Raw genomic sequence first — 13,876 nt, forward strand, 5'->3', positions numbered from 1 at the left:
CGCCCAGCCGACGGCACGCACAGGCCACGCAAAGGTGCCGCGAGTAACCTGGTGCGCATGAGCAAATCCAACACAGTCGGCGCCCGGCGTCGTGGGCTGTACGGCCTGCTCGCCGGGGGATTGATGACCGCTGCCGCCGCTACGGTGATCGCGGTGCCCTTGGCCGGCACGGCCAACGCGCAGTGCAACCAGGACGTGGGTGCATCCATCGATGCGTACCTCCAGAAGCACCCGGACCTCCACCAGCAATTGCAGCAGCGGTCGGAGGCCGAAGGCGGCAACGGCAACGTCATCGACTACCTCAATCGGCATCCCGACGTACGCCAGCACCTGATCGACCTTTCCCACTCCTGCCCGCCCTAGTGAGTCCGCGTCGTCCGTGAACGCCGCGGCCGACGCGCGGGAACGTTCGCCATTGACGAAAAAGTAGAACACGTTCTAGCGTCTAGGCGTGTTCTCTGATTCCCTCATCGAAGCCATCGCCGAGTCCGAAAAGCTGGTGGCCGCGGCGCCCCACATCGAGACCGAAGCCGACCTGCTGGAAGGGCTGCAGTACCTGGCCGGCTGCATCGCCGGCTGTATGCACCTATCGTTCGACTACGACCGCGACCATCCCTTCCTGCAGTCGGGCACCGGGCCGTTCACCAAGATGGGCCTGGACAACCCCGACACGCTCTACTTCGGCACGCGGGTGCACGCCAATCATGATTACGTCGTCACCGGCCGCCGCGGGACCACCACCGACCTGAGTTTCCAGCTGCTGGGCGGCGAGTACACCGACGACAACGTCCCGGTCAGCCAGGCCGCGTTCGACGACCGGGAACTGCAGATCGCACCCGACGGCAGCTTCGAGTGGCGGGTGCGGCCGACGAACCCCGGGCAACTGGTCATCCGCGAGGTATACGGCGACTGGGCGGCGCAACGCGGCACGCTTTCCATCTCCCGGCTGGACACCGCGGGCACCGCGCCTCCGCCGTTGACCCGCGAGCTCATCGAAAAACGTTATGCCACAGCCGGAAAGCAACTGGTGAACCGGGTCAAGACTTGGCTGCAGTTCCCGCAGTGGTTCTACTTCAACATCCCGGTCAACACGATGGTCGCGCCCCGGCTGACGCCGGGCGGACTGGCGACCCAGTACTCGTCGGTGGGGCACTACGAACTGCGGCCCGACCAGGCGCTGGTGATCACCATCCCGGTCACCGACGCGCCCTACCTGGGTTTCCAATTGGGCAGCCTGTGGTACATCTCGCTGGACTACATCAACCACCAGACTTCGCTGAATAACACTCAGGCACAGGCGGATCCAGACGGAAAGGTGCGCATCGTCGTCGCCGACCAGAACCCGGGCGTGACCAACTGGGTCGAAACCCTCGGTCATCGCAAGGGCATCCTGCAGTTCCGCTGGCAGCGGGTGTCGCGTCAACTCACCGAAGCCGATGGCCCCTCCGTCGAGCTGATCGACGTCGACGCCATACCGACCACGCTGCCCTACTTCGAGCACAACAAGATTTCCGAGGACGAATGGCGCGCGCGAATCACGCTGCGCCAACAACAAATTGCGGCAAGGATGCTTGGATGACGATGTCAGGGATGCTCAACGACAAGGTAGTGATCATCAGCGGCGTCGGCCCGGGGCTCGGCACGACGCTGGCACACCGGTGCGCCGACAACGGTGCCGATCTGGTGCTGGCGGCCCGTACCGTCGAACGGCTGGACGAGGTTGCCAAGCGGGTCAACGACTCCGGCCGCAAAGCCCTGGCGGTGCGCACCGACATCACCGACGACGACGAGGTCGCCTACCTGGTCGAGACGACCATGGCCACCTACGGCAAGGCCGACGTGCTGATCAACAACGCCTTTCGGGTGCCGTCGATGAAGCCGTTAGCCGGCACCAGCTTTCAGCACATCCGCGACGCGATCGAACTCAGTGCGCTGGGCGCGCTGCGGCTGATCCAGGCCTTCACGCCGGCGCTGGAGGCGACGCACGGCTCGATCGTCAACGTCAACTCCATGGTGCTGCGCCACTCGCAGGCGAAATACGGCGCCTACAAGATGGCCAAGTCCGCACTGCTTTCCATGTCCCAATCGCTGGCCACCGAGCTCGGTGACAAGGGCATCCGGGTCAATTCCGTTGCGCCGGGGTATATCTGGGGCGATACCTTGCAGGCCTACTTCGAGCACCAGGCGGGCAAGTACGGCACCACCGTCGACGAGATCTATGCGGCCACCGCGGCGAACTCCGACCTCAAGCGCTTGCCCACCGAGGACGAAGTGGCGTCGGCCATCCTGTTCCTGGCCAGCGACCTGTCCAGCGGCATCACCGGGCAGACCCTGGACGTCAACTGCGGGGAGTATCACGTCTGATGTCCGATCGCACCGATATCGGGACCGTCGACGAGCTGCACGCATCGGCCACCAAGCTGACCGGACTCGACGACTTCGGCGTAGACGACGACAACTACCGCGAAGCGCTGCGAGTGCTGCTGGACTCCTACCGGACCGAAGCCGGGCTTACGGTGTTGGGCAGCAAGATGAATCGCTTCTTCCTGCGCGGTGCGCTGGTGGCGCGGCTGCTGTCCGAATCCGCGTGGAAGCAGTACCCGCAGTACGCCGACGTCGCCATCGAACGGCCCATCTTCGTCACCGGTCTGGTGCGCACCGGAACCACGGCGCTGCACCGGCTTTTGGGCGCCGACCCCGCGCATCAGGGCCTGCACATGTGGCTGGCCGAATTCCCGCAACCGCGCCCGCCGCGCGAGACCTGGGAATCACACCCGCTGTATCGCCAGCTCGACGCGCAGTTCACCCAGCACCATCAGGAAAACCCCGGCTATACCGGGCTACATTTCATGGCCGCCTATGAACTCGAGGAGTGCTGGCAGCTCCTGCGGCAGTCGCTGCATTCGGTGTCCTACGAAACGCTGGCGCACCTGCCGAGTTACGCCCAGTGGCTCTCAGAGCAGGACTGGACGCCGTCATATCGACGGCACCGCCGCAACCTTCAGCTGATCGGGCTGAACGACGCCGACAAGCGGTGGGTGCTGAAGAATCCCAGCCACCTGTTCGCGTTGGACGCATTGATGGCGACCTATCCCGACGCGTTAGTGATCCAGACTCATCGCCCGGTCGAAACGATCATGGCCTCGATGTGCTCGCTGGCGCAGCACACCGCCGAGGGGTGGTCGACGTCGTTCACCGGGGCCCAAATCGGCGCTGACGCAATGGAAACGTGGTCGCGGGGTCTGGAGCGGTTCAACGCCGCGCGGGCCAAATACAGTCCGTCGCAGTTCTATGACGTCGACTACAAGGAGCTGATCGCCGACCCGATGGGCACCGTGGCCGACATCTACCGGCACTTCGGGCTGACGCTGACCGACGAGGCCAGGGCGGCCATTGAAAAAACTCACGCGGACAGCCAGTCCGGCGAACGCGCGCCCAAGCACGCCTACTCGCTGGCCGACTATGGACTGAGTACCGAGGCCGTCAAGGAGCGCTTCGCGGGCCTGTAAATCACAGGCGCCACAATAGTTTCTGGATTTGTGGATGTTCTTTTGCCCGCCTCACAGCGACAACTTCGCGAATCGCTCTGGCGTGCCCGCGTTGTCGCTCGAAGGCGGGCAAAACATCAATGCCTTGCGGAGCGGCAAGGACCGGCCGGGGCCGATCGGCTCGGCGCGCGCAATCAGTCTTCGTCTGAAACGTCGTCGAGGTAGCCCTCGGCGACGGCATGCTCAATGCTGTCACCGAGTTTGGGGCACGACCTGGTGCGCGCGGTGTCGCCCCCGGACGCACGCACCTCGGCGAAATGCGCACAGCGCTGCCACGCCTCGGTATTCCATTGCACCGCGGTGTGTCCTGGCCCGAGCCGGCGAACGGTGACCCGCACGTGGCAGAACCGGCAGTCAACCGGCAACAGACCCGAATTCAGGTAGCGCTCGCGGTCGGCACGGCTGGCTTCAGCGACCGCAGCGGCGCGCTGCGGGTCGTTGGCGAAATCCCTTGACTTCGACCAGGATCGAGACCCGCCGTCGCCGGCGGGCTTCTCGTCGTGGTCGTGATGATCGCCGTGCAGCAACAACATCGATCGCGCAAGCTGATCGACGTCAGGTACCGCCGGCTGATCGTCGCCCATGAGCCTAGTGTTGCTTGGCCGGCACGTCGTCGGAAGCGGGCTCGTCCGCCTCGGAGTCCTTGGCCTTGAGGTTCTGCTCGACCTCGGCGTTCCAGTACTCGTTGGCTCGGGTGGTGTCGACCTCGATCTCGAAGCGCTCCACCATCTCTGGCTCGATGTCGGCGACGTCGACATAGAACTGCTGGTACCAGCGACGCAACTGATAGACGGCGCCGTCCTCTTCGACAAGCAGCGGATTGTCGATGCGGGTCTTGTGCTTCCAGATCTCGACGTCCTGCAGGAAGCCCTTGCTGACGCCCTCGGTGAACACCTTCGACAGCTTGTCGGTCATCTTTTCGTCCATGCCCTTGGGCTTTTCGACGATGACACCCCACTGCAGCATGAAGGAGTTCTGGGTCACCGGGTAGTGGCAGTTGATCAGGATCGATTCGGCCTTGTAACCGCCGTAACTGTTGTGCAGCCAGTTGATCATGAACGACGGCCCGAAGTAGGACGCCTCGGAATCCAAATGCGCCTCCCCGTAAGACGTGCCGAGGTCGTTGACGTCGGGCCTGCCCACGTTGTGCAGGAACTGCGAGGCGATGTGGCCCTCGAAAACGTTCTTGAAGTACGTCGGCAACCCGAAATGGATGTAGAAGAAGTGCGCCATGTCGGTGACGTTGTCGATGATGTCGCGGCAGTTGGAGCCCTCGATGAGGATGCTGTTCCATCGCCACTCGGTCCACTCGTCGCTGTGGGATTCCGGGATGTCCGGGATGCGCACGGCGGGGTCCGGCGGATTGTTCTCGTGGTCGTGCCAGACGAACAGCAGGCCGCCGCGCACGTCGGTTGTCCACGACCGGGTGCGCGCCGTCTTGGGTGTGCGCTTGGCGTAGGGGACCAGCTTGCAGCGGCCGTCGCCGCCCCAACGCCAGTCATGGAAGGGGCACGCGACCTCGTCGCCCTTGATGGTGCCCTCCGACAGGTCGCCGCCCATGTGGCGGCAGTACCCGTCGAGGACCTTGATTTCGCCCTGCGAGTCGGCGAACACCACCAGCTTGGTGCCGAACGCCTCGATCGGGTGCGGCTTGCCGTCCTGGAAGTCCTTTGCAACGCCCAGGCAGTGCCAGCCGCGCGCGTATCTGGTCGGCAAGGCGCCGGGATCGATCTCCCGGATGCCGACCGCCTTGGTGTCGGTACTCACCTGTTACCTCCAACTCACTGGGCCTCTAACTAGAACACGTTACAGTTTTGCAGCGGGGACGCGCAACGACGGCGAGCCTGGCCACGGCATATGCGCGCTGCGGTATATCTAAACGATGCCGCTGTTTGCGTTCGAGGGCCGTGCGCCACGGGTCGATCCCACCGCTTTCGTGGCCCCGACGGCCACTCTGATCGGCGATGTCGTCGTGGAGGCGGGAGCCTCGGTGTGGTTCAACGCCGTGTTGCGCGGTGACTACGGGCCCATCGTGGTGCGCGAGGGCGCCAACGTCCAAGACGGGTCGGTTTTGCACGCGCCTCCCGGTATCCCGGTCGACATCGGTCCCGGTGCGACGGTCGCGCACATGTGCGTCATTCACGGGGTGCACGTTGGGCAGGAGGCGCTGATCGCGAACCACGCCACCGTTCTGGACGGCGCGGTGATCGGGGCGCGCAGCCTGGTCGCCGCGCATTCACTGGTGACGGCCGGCACCCAGATCCCGGCCGGGATGCTGGCCGTCGGAGCGCCGGCGCAGATCAAGGGCCCGGTCGCCGGGACCGGCGCGGAGATGTGGGTCAAGGTCAACCCGCAGGCCTACCGCGACCTCGCCCAGCGGCATCGGGCCGGGCTGGAGCCGCTCTAGAGCTTCCGCGTGTTGGCTGCCGCGCGTTCCATCTCCCAGTAGGCGCGCAGAGCCACCATCTGGCCCTCGGCGTTGACCCGGTAGGTGAAGACCCCCTCGGCGGTGGTCTGGTACTCACCCGTCGTGATGAGGATGTGCCCGACGTTGGCTTCCTCGTTGCCGCACTGATAGGTGTCGCGGAAGACGAACTCGATCTTCGTGGTGGGGGCGATCGCCCTGTCCCAGAAGGCCGCAATGGCATCGCGGCCCCGGTGCCCCAGACCTTCGGGGTCGAACACCGAGGGCCCGATAGGGTCCTCGACGATGGCGTCGTCGGCGAATACCGCCAGCCACGCGTCCTTGTCCCTGGCCGCCACCGCCTCGCGGGAGCGGCGGCCGGCCTCGTGTGCGGGATGTCCGCTCACGAGACCTTCTGGGCCGCGGGCTTGTCAGCACCCACCACCCACATCGAGTAGTACTGGGAGCCACCGCCGTAGGCGTGTCCCAAGGCCTTTCGCGCGTTTGGCACCTGGTGGTCGCCGCCCTTGCCCATCACTTGAATGGCCGCTTCGGCGAAGCGAATCAGGCCCGAGGCGCCAATCGGGTTCGATGACAGCACACCCCCGGACGGATTCACCGGCAGCCGACCGCCGATCTTGGTTTCGCCGGCTTCGGTCAGCTTCCAGCCTTCGCCTTCGGCGGCAAACCCGAGGTTTTCCAACCACATCGGTTCGAACCAGGAGAACGGGACGTAGATCTCCGCGGCATCGATCTCGTCGATCGGGCTCTCGATACCGGCGGCCTTCCACAGCGCCGCGGCGGCGTCACGGCCGGCCTGCGGGCTGACCTGGTCGCGTCCGGCGAACTGCAGCGGCTCGGTGCGCAACGCGGTGGCGTGAATCCACGCCACCGGATGTCCTTGCGCCAGGCGGGCTTCGGCGGCCTCCTCGTTACCGATCACGACGGCGGCGGCACCGTCGGACGACGGGCAGGTCTCGTCGTATCGGATCGGATCCCAGAGCATGGGCGAGGCCATCACCTTCTCGACGGTGATGTCGGGTTGGTGCAGGTGTGCCAGCGGGTTCTTGTTGCCGTTGAGCCGGTCCTTGACCGCGACTATGGCGCCGATGTTCGTCGGCGCGCCGGACCGGCGGATGTAGGAGCGCACGTGCGGGGCGAAATAGCCGCCCGCGCCGGCGCCCACCGGCTTGATGAACGGGATGGGAATCGACAACGCCCACATGGCGTTTGATTCCGACTGCTTCTCCCAGGCCATCGCGAGCACGCGCCGGTACTTGCCGGACTGGACCAGGCTGGCGGCAACCACGCCGGTGGAACCGCCGACCGATCCGGCGGTGTGCACCCGGATCAGCGGCTTACCCGTGGCGCCCATGGCATCGGCCATGAACAGCTCGGGCATCATGACGCCCTCGAAGAAGTCCGGCGCCTTGCCGACCACGACGGCATCGATGTCGTCGAAGGTGCTCCCGGAGTCGGCCAGCGCCCGGTCGATCGCCTCGCGCACCAGGCCGTTCATCGAAACGTCCTGGCGTTTGGCGACGTACTTCGTTTGTCCGGTACCTAGTACCGCAGCAACGTTTGGCCCTGCACCGGCCATCAGTTCTTTCCTTCCATCACCGCGACCAGGTTCTGTTGGAGCGCAGGCCCGCTGGTGGCATGCGCCAGCACCCGTTCCGCTGAACCGTTCCAGATGTGTTGTGCCGCAAAGCCGATGCGTTCGAGACCGGCGACGAACATGGGGTTGGCCGTCAGCGCGCCGCCGGACGGGTTGACCTTGGTCGGTCCCGGTATCCGAATGGCTTCCTCGATGATCAGGTGTTGGTGGGTGAACGGCGCGCAGATCTCGGCCACGTCGAGGTTGTCGGTCCGCCCGCCGGTGGCCACGTGCGCCGCGGCCTTGGTCGACGGGGACTCGGTGAGGTCCCGCGCGCCCAGCACCGGCGTTTCGATGCGATGCTCGATTCCGGTGATCCAGGCCGGGTTTTCGCGCAGCTCGCGCGCCCGGTCGCCGGCCGCGAGCACGATCGCCGCGGCGCCGTCGGTGATCGGCGCAATGTCGTGACGGCGCAGCGGGTCGGCGAAGAACGGCCGCTCGAGCAGTTCGGCCACGCTGATCGACCCCTCCACGTTGTCCACCCGGCGCGCGTTGGCGAAGGAGTCGAAGGCCACGCGGGCCATCTGCTCCTCGGTCCACTTGCCGGTGTCGAGCCCGATGCGCGCCTGCAGCCCGGCCATCGAGATCGAATCGGGCCACAACGGCGCGACGGTGTAGGGGTCGGTCTGGCGCGTCAGGATCTGACGCAGGATGCCGGCCGAGGACTTACCGAAGCCGTACACCAGGGCGGTGTCGACCTCGCCGGTCAGGATCTTGATGTAGGCCTCGTAAAGCGCCCAGGCCGCGTCCATTTCGACGTGTGATTCGTTGATCGGCGGAACGGCGCCGATCGAGTCGATCGCCGAGATGAACGAAAACGCCCGTCCGGCAAGGTAATCGGATGATCCGGAACACCAGAAGCCGATGTCGGTCCTGCTGATGCCCAGCTCTTCGTACAGCTGGGCGAAGCACGGGATCAACATCTCGACACCGTTGGTGGTGCCGTCGGTGCGGCGGACGTGCGGTGCGTGGGCAAAGCCGACTACCGCGACGTTGCGAGCGCTCATGTGTTCTTAAGCCCTTTACAGGTGGTGCTTGTAAGTGTCGTAGTCGGCGTCGGGTTCCCCGGTCGGCCGGAAGTACTCGATGTTGTCGATGCCAAATCCCCACTCCTCGCGGGGTTTCCACACCGCCTCGACCCGCATACCCATCCGCACCTCGTGGGCGTCAATGTCGGCGACCAGATGCAGGAACGGGATGTCGGCCCCGTCGAGCAGCACGTAGGCCGCCACATACGGCGGCTTGATGCGCTGACCCTGGAACGGGATGTTGATGATCGCGAACGTTGTGACGGTGCCCTTGTCCGGCAACTCCACGAACTCGGTAGTCGGCTGGCCGGTAGCCGGGTCGGCGCCGTGTGGCGGGAAATAGACCTTGCCGTTCTCGCCCGTCTTCGCGCCGAGCAGCTTGCCCTGCGCGATGGCCCGCAGGTAGGCGCTCTCCTCGTGCGAGGCGCTGTGCTGAATGGTCAGCGAGACCGGGGTGACGACCATGGTCACCGGGTCTTTGTCGCCGTCGGACTGCTCCGTCACGGCCTCGGCATCCTCACCGAGCTCGAAATACGCGATGTCGGTGATGGCGCCCACCGGCTCGTCGACCCAGTGCACATGCACCCGGGTGCCGGTCTTGATGGCGTTCGGCTCGCCCGCGTCCACGGCGTGGATCATCGGGGTGTCGGCGCCGTCCAGCTTGATCAGCGCCCAGGCGAAGGGCCGGTCCAGTGGCTGGCCCTCCATGGGCTCGGGCTGCCACGTCCACGAGACCACGGTGCCGACACTGGACACCGGTACCATCTCGCCCAGCGGCTCATAGGTGACCGGGTCATATTCCGCCGGCGGCACATGCACCCGGCCATCCGATCCGCGCACACCCAGCACGTGGCGGTCACGCAGTGCGGTGAAGAACTTGCCCAGCGTGGGGCCGACCGAACGGGTGTAGTCGAAGGACAACGTCAGTGGCGCGGCGAGCGGTGGCTCAGGGTGATCCATCAGGGGCGGGCTACTCGAGCTGGCTGTCACGCCATCGAGTAGAACAGGTTCTAAGAACGGATTCAACATCGGGTCTGCTACCGGAAGGCGAAGACGATGAAGCTGGGACTGCAGCTGGGATATTGGGGCGCTCAGCCGCCACAGAACCACGGTGAGCTCGTCGCCGCGGCCGAGGAGGCCGGGTACGACGCCGTCTTCACCGCCGAGGCGTGGGGTTCGGACGCCTACACCCCACTGGCCTGGCTGGGTTCCTCGACGTCCCGGGTGCGGCTGGGCACGTCGGTGGTTCAGCTGTCCGCGCGCACCCCGACGGCCTGCGCGATGGCCGCCTTGACGCTCGACCATCTGTCCGGCGGCCGCCACGTCCTGGGCCTCGGCGTCTCAGGCCCGCAGGTGGTCGAGGGCTGGTACGGCCAGTCGTTCCCCAAGCCGCTGGCCCGCACCCGTGAGTACATCGACATCATTCGGCAGGTGTGGGCGCGCGAGGCGCCGGTGACCAGCGCCGGCCCGCACTACCCGCTGCCGCTGACCGGTGAGCGCGCAACGGGTCTGGGCAAGCCGCTCAAGCCCATCACCCATCCGCTGCGGGCCGACATCCCGATCATGCTGGGCGCCGAGGGACCCAAAAACGTTGCGCTGGCGGCCGAGATCTGCGACGGCTGGCTGCCGATCTTCTACACGCCGCGCATGGCCGACACCTACAACGAGTGGCTGGACGAGGGATTCGCCCGCCCGGGCGCACGCCGCAGCCGCGAGAACTTCGAGATCTGCGCGACGGCCAACATCGTCATCACCGAGGACCGCAGCGCCGCCTTCGCCGCCATGAAGCCCTACATCGCGCTCTACATGGGCGGGATGGGTGCCGAAGACACCAACTTCCACGCCGACGTCTACCGGCGGATGGGCTACGCCGACGTGGTCGACGACGTGACGAAGCTGTTCCGCAGCAACCAGAAGGACAAGGCCGCCGAAATCATCCCCGACGAGGTGATCGATGACGCGGCGATCGTCGGCGACGTCGACTACGTGCGTAAGCAGATCAATGCCTGGGAGGCCGCCGGCGTCACCATGATGGTGGTGTCGGGGCGCAGTACAGAGCAGGTCCGCGAGCTGTCGACCCTGATCTGACGGCCGCTCGCGCCAAACTAGAACACGTTCTAACTTTCTTGCCAGAGGCTTAGAACGCGTTCTAGATTGTCCGGATGATCGAATCCGGCCCGTCAGCCCAGCGGGTGGGCGTCGCCGAAAGTCATCTCGACATGGCCGACGGATCCGGAGACCATTGCCCGCTTCGGCAGCCCCAGCGACGCCAGCTCCGTGGCGTAGGCGTGATTGCCCAGCCGCAATGTCGCCCCGCCGAGCTGGCCGCGCAGCCCGCGGACCCGCATCTCCCACGGCACTTCCCGGGTGGTGCCGTCGGCGAAGGTGTAGGTCTTGAGCACCTGCGGCCGCGACACGAACATCGAGGGCACCGGCAATCCACGAGCGAAGTCGATGCCGGCGATGTGCGCGCCGTCGGCGCTGACGTCGAATCCGAATCGGCCCTGCTCGCGAACGGTGAACTCCGCCATGATCTTCGGGAATCCCCAGATCGAGCGCCCCGCTTCCAGGGTGAAACTCTGGTCGACGGGCAGATGGTGGATGAACGCGGCCGCATCGCCCAGTGCCCGCCAGCCTCGCCCGGTCGAGCCGGGCGGGTTGACCATGACGGCGGTGCCGAATTCGTGGTATTGCCCCAGATCGCCGTCGATGTAGCGCGCCAGCATGAGGTTCACCACCGCCCGGCCGGGGCGGTGCTGGCAGACTTGCAGCCCGCTGTAATCGATAAGGCGTTGCGCCGCTTGCGCATCCACCGAGAACATTGCGGTGTGCACGTCCGCTTTTCGTATCCGCACCGGCATGGTGAGGACTGTCCCCGCAACGACGTGTTGTGACTCAGGCATGCCGGTAACTGTAATCCGCTCGTCAATATTTGGAGGCTGTAAATGACTTCGACCATCCCGGAAGCAATCTCGAACATCGATCTGACCGACGGCAACTTCTACGCCGACCGTCACACGTCGCGGAAGGCCTATCGCTGGATGCGGGCCAACCAGCCGGTGTTTCGTGATCGCAATGGGTTGGCCGGTGCCACCACGTATCAAGCCATCCTCGACGCCGAGCGCAACCCGGAACTGTTCTCCAGCACGGGCGGCATCCGTCCCGATCAGCCGGGCATGCCCTACATGATCGACATGGACGACCCCGCACATCTGTTGCGGCGCAAGCTCGTCAACGCCGGCTTTACCCGCAAGCGGGTGAAGGAGAAGGAACCGTCGATCGCCAGGTTGTGCGACACCCTGATCGACGCGGTGTGTGAGCGCGGCGAGTGTGACTTCGTCCGCGACATCGCCGCCCCGCTGCCGATGGCGGTGATCGGCGACATGCTGGGCGTGCTGCCCCAGGAGCGCGGCATGCTGCTGAAATGGTCCGACGACCTGGTCTGCGGGCTGAGCTCGCACATCGACCCCGCGTCGGAGACAGCCCAGGCGGTGATGGCCGCGTTCGCCGCATACACCGAATTCACTCTTGCCATCATCACGAAGCGGCGAGCCGAACCCAACGACGACCTCTTCTCCATCTTGGTGAACGCCGAAGTGGAGGGTCAGCGGATGTCCGACGACGAGATCGTCATGGAGACATTGCTCATCCTCATCGGCGGCGACGAAACCACTCGCCACACGCTGAGTGGAGGGACAGAGCAGCTGGTGCGCCACCGCGACCAGTGGGATGCCCTGGTGCGTGACCCCTCGCTGCTTCCCGGCGCCATCGAGGAGATGCTGCGCTGGACATCGCCGGTGAAGAACATGTGCCGAACGCTGACAGCCGACACCGAATTCCACGGCACTTCGCTGCTTGAGGGCGAAAAGATCATGCTGCTGTTCGAGTCGGGCAACTTCGATGAGTCGGTTTTCGACGACCCGGACAGCTTCGACATGAGCCGTAACCCGAACAGCCACATGGCCTTCGGCTTCGGCACGCACTTCTGCCTGGGGAACCAGCTGGCCCGTCTCGAGCTGTCGATGATGACCGAGCGGGTGCTCAAGCGGCTGCCGGATCTCACGCTGGCCGATGACGACTCGACCCTGCCGCTGCGGCCGGCGAACTTCGTCAGCGGGCTGGAAGCGATGCCGGTGGTGTTCACCCCAACCGCCCCGCTGCTGAGCTGATGCGGGTTTGTCCCGTTTGCGCCGAGCGTGCACTCAGGGCGAGATTCCGGCGGCGGATTTCCCGCCCTTAGTTCACGTTCGGCGCTCCCACGCGTCTGAAACCCGCGCGATGACACCGCCCGGCGTGTCTTCGGCCGTCACGCGGACGACCGCCCAACCCAGCTCCGCGAGGGACTCCGCACGGCGGATGTCTTTGTTGAACTGCCGTCGGTCGGACCGGTGGTGATCGCCCTCGTACTCGACGGCCAATTTGAGTTCTTCCCAACCCATATCGAGACAGGCGATCAGCTCGCCGTAGCCGCCGTAGACGGGAATTTGTGTTCTCGGACGCGGGTAGCCGGCATCGATGAGCAGCAGTCGCAACCACGTTTCCCGCGGTGACTCCGCCCCCGCGTCGACCAGCGCCAGCGCGCGCCGGGCACGGCGGACATTGCGATGTCCCTTGTAACGCTCAGCGAGCGACTCGACTTCGGCGATGTCGAGTTTCGTTGCCCGAGCGAGCGCGTCGAGACCCGCGACCGCTGTGCCAATGGTATTGCGGCAGGCGATATCGAAGGCCGTGCGCGCGGCGGAGGTCGTGGGTATGCCGCTGATCACCCGGACTTCATTGTGTGCCAATGAATCCGACCAGGTTTTGATACCGGTAGGTGGACGGCGGTGTTAGTAGAACAATTGCGCCGGTGCCCGGTGGTCAACCCATTTGGCCCCGTGCAGCGCCGAGGCGGAGCGCCCGCCGACGATGCCACGACGCCGCGACCACAGCCATGCCGCGCACGCACGTGATGTGGCGGTCAGTTCGGTGCCGGGGGCGACGTAGACGTCGGGGTGCAGCGCGATGAATCGGCTCCGCAGCCGGTGTCGGGTCAGGGAGCCGGTTGCGAGCGCCTCGCTGCCGATGAAGGGTTCGCGCACGCGAGCAGTGTGGCGCGAAGGACCGACAACGACGCCGAACGTGAACTCCGGGGCGGAAACCCGGCCCAAATACCCCCGGGGGTGGCGGTGGGGGGAGTGGCGGGCCGGCCGGGGGGGGGGGGGGGGGGGGGGTGTAACCCCCCCGGGGGGGGCGCGGG

General features: G+C 65.7%; 14 protein-coding genes and 1 pseudogene. 7 read left to right on the forward strand and 8 right to left on the reverse strand.

Translation table 11 applies throughout. The features are described 5' to 3' along the window. The first annotated feature begins 57 nt into the window (after positions 1-57). The 4 genes from A5753_RS18915 (at position 58) to A5753_RS18930 (ending at position 3,509) form a co-directional block, all read left to right on the forward strand. Positions 58-363 (forward strand): hypothetical protein, encoded by a 306-nt coding sequence (locus A5753_RS18915; RefSeq protein ID WP_067131552.1) that lies wholly within the window; start codon positions 58-60, stop codon positions 361-363. A gap of 88 nt (positions 364-451) precedes the next feature. After that, a complete protein-coding gene (locus tag A5753_RS18920) occupies positions 452-1,579 on the forward strand; it encodes a hypothetical protein (RefSeq protein WP_067131555.1) in 1,128 nt (375 codons plus the stop codon). Positions 1,580-1,581: 2 nt separating this feature from the next. Then, positions 1,582-2,364, forward strand: coding sequence for an SDR family oxidoreductase (locus A5753_RS18925; RefSeq protein WP_067131558.1), 783 nt, complete (start codon positions 1,582-1,584; stop codon positions 2,362-2,364). Beyond that, positions 2,364-3,509 (forward strand): sulfotransferase, encoded by a 1,146-nt coding sequence (locus A5753_RS18930; protein WP_067131561.1) that lies wholly within the window; start codon positions 2,364-2,366, stop codon positions 3,507-3,509. The genes A5753_RS18925 and A5753_RS18930 overlap by 1 nt, the downstream gene beginning before the upstream one ends. A gap of 173 nt (positions 3,510-3,682) precedes the next feature. Here the strand turns inward: A5753_RS18930 and A5753_RS18935 are convergent, their stop codons facing one another. Beyond that, positions 3,683-4,132 (reverse strand): hypothetical protein, encoded by a 450-nt coding sequence (locus tag A5753_RS18935; protein ID WP_067131565.1) that lies wholly within the window; start codon positions 4,130-4,132, stop codon positions 3,683-3,685. Between the two features lie 4 nt (positions 4,133-4,136). Continuing rightward, positions 4,137-5,315 (reverse strand): Rieske 2Fe-2S domain-containing protein, encoded by a 1,179-nt coding sequence (locus A5753_RS18940; RefSeq protein WP_067131568.1) that lies wholly within the window; start codon positions 5,313-5,315, stop codon positions 4,137-4,139. A 115-nt stretch (positions 5,316-5,430) separates the two neighbouring features. Between A5753_RS18940 and A5753_RS18945 the strand changes: the two genes are divergently transcribed. Then, the gene (locus A5753_RS18945) at positions 5,431-5,955 is read left to right on the forward strand and encodes a gamma carbonic anhydrase family protein (protein ID WP_067131571.1); all 525 of its coding nucleotides are present in this window, start codon (positions 5,431-5,433) and stop codon (positions 5,953-5,955) included. Here the strand turns inward: A5753_RS18945 and A5753_RS18950 are convergent. Genes A5753_RS18950 through A5753_RS18965 form a run of 4 tightly spaced genes read right to left on the reverse strand, consistent with a single transcriptional unit; the run spans position 5,952 to position 9,627 of the window. Continuing rightward, the gene (locus A5753_RS18950) at positions 5,952-6,359 is read right to left on the reverse strand and encodes a nuclear transport factor 2 family protein (RefSeq protein WP_067131574.1); all 408 of its coding nucleotides are present in this window, start codon (positions 6,357-6,359) and stop codon (positions 5,952-5,954) included. The genes A5753_RS18945 and A5753_RS18950 overlap by 4 nt on opposite strands. After that, a complete protein-coding gene (locus A5753_RS18955; RefSeq protein WP_067131577.1) occupies positions 6,356-7,552 on the reverse strand; it encodes a thiolase domain-containing protein in 1,197 nt (398 codons plus the stop codon). The genes A5753_RS18950 and A5753_RS18955 overlap by 4 nt, the downstream gene beginning before the upstream one ends. Beyond that, entirely contained in the window at positions 7,552-8,616 is a 1,065-nt protein-coding gene (locus A5753_RS18960) for a thiolase domain-containing protein (protein ID WP_067131580.1), read from the reverse strand. The genes A5753_RS18955 and A5753_RS18960 overlap by 1 nt, the downstream gene beginning before the upstream one ends. A gap of 15 nt (positions 8,617-8,631) precedes the next feature. Further along, on the reverse strand, positions 8,632-9,627 hold the full coding sequence (locus A5753_RS18965) for a Zn-ribbon domain-containing OB-fold protein (protein WP_197694745.1): 996 nt from the start codon (positions 9,625-9,627) through the stop codon (positions 8,632-8,634). Positions 9,628-9,693: 66 nt separating this feature from the next. On the opposite strand from A5753_RS18965, the gene A5753_RS18970 reads away from it, so the two are divergent. Then, complete coding sequence (locus tag A5753_RS18970) at positions 9,694-10,725, forward strand: LLM class F420-dependent oxidoreductase (protein ID WP_067131585.1); 1,032 nt, start codon at positions 9,694-9,696, stop codon at positions 10,723-10,725. A gap of 92 nt (positions 10,726-10,817) precedes the next feature. Here A5753_RS18970 and A5753_RS18975 read toward each other — a convergent pair whose 3' ends face one another. Then, positions 10,818-11,540, reverse strand: a complete 723-nt coding sequence (locus A5753_RS18975) for an acetoacetate decarboxylase family protein (protein ID WP_067131588.1) — start codon at positions 11,538-11,540, stop codon at positions 10,818-10,820. Between the two features lie 42 nt (positions 11,541-11,582). Here A5753_RS18975 and A5753_RS18980 point away from each other — a divergent pair, with 42 nt between their 5' ends. Beyond that, positions 11,583-12,806, forward strand: coding sequence for a cytochrome P450 (locus tag A5753_RS18980; RefSeq protein ID WP_067131591.1), 1,224 nt, complete (start codon positions 11,583-11,585; stop codon positions 12,804-12,806). A 72-nt stretch (positions 12,807-12,878) separates the two neighbouring features. Here the strand turns inward: A5753_RS18980 and A5753_RS18985 are convergent. Further along, positions 12,879-13,718, reverse strand: a pseudogene (locus tag A5753_RS18985) (hypothetical protein). Positions 13,719-13,876: the final 158 nt, after the last annotated feature.

The sequence above is a fragment of the Mycobacterium sp. 852002-51971_SCH5477799-a genome (assembly GCF_001667145.1).
Lineage (GTDB): Bacteria > Actinomycetota > Actinomycetes > Mycobacteriales > Mycobacteriaceae > Mycobacterium.

What these genes read in the sequence shown, in the direction of transcription:
- A5753_RS18915 (WP_067131552.1), top strand. Translation starts at nt 58, where the DNA reads ATGAGCAAATCCAACACAGTCGGCGCCCGGCGTCGTGGGCTGTACGGC.
- A5753_RS18925 (WP_067131558.1), top strand. Translation starts at nt 1,582, where the DNA reads ATGTCAGGGATGCTCAACGACAAGGTAGTGATCATCAGCGGCGTCGGC.
- A5753_RS18930 (WP_067131561.1), top strand. Translation starts at nt 2,364, where the DNA reads ATGTCCGATCGCACCGATATCGGGACCGTCGACGAGCTGCACGCATCG.
- A5753_RS18935 (WP_067131565.1), bottom strand. Translation starts at nt 4,132, where the DNA reads ATGGGCGACGATCAGCCGGCGGTACCTGACGTCGATCAGCTTGCGCGA.
- A5753_RS18945 (WP_067131571.1), top strand. Translation starts at nt 5,431, where the DNA reads ATGCCGCTGTTTGCGTTCGAGGGCCGTGCGCCACGGGTCGATCCCACC.
- A5753_RS18955 (WP_067131577.1), bottom strand. Translation starts at nt 7,552, where the DNA reads ATGGCCGGTGCAGGGCCAAACGTTGCTGCGGTACTAGGTACCGGACAA.
- A5753_RS18960 (WP_067131580.1), bottom strand. Translation starts at nt 8,616, where the DNA reads ATGAGCGCTCGCAACGTCGCGGTAGTCGGCTTTGCCCACGCACCGCAC.
- A5753_RS18970 (WP_067131585.1), top strand. Translation starts at nt 9,694, where the DNA reads ATGAAGCTGGGACTGCAGCTGGGATATTGGGGCGCTCAGCCGCCACAG.
- A5753_RS18975 (WP_067131588.1), bottom strand. Translation starts at nt 11,540, where the DNA reads ATGCCTGAGTCACAACACGTCGTTGCGGGGACAGTCCTCACCATGCCG.
- A5753_RS18980 (WP_067131591.1), top strand. Translation starts at nt 11,583, where the DNA reads ATGACTTCGACCATCCCGGAAGCAATCTCGAACATCGATCTGACCGAC.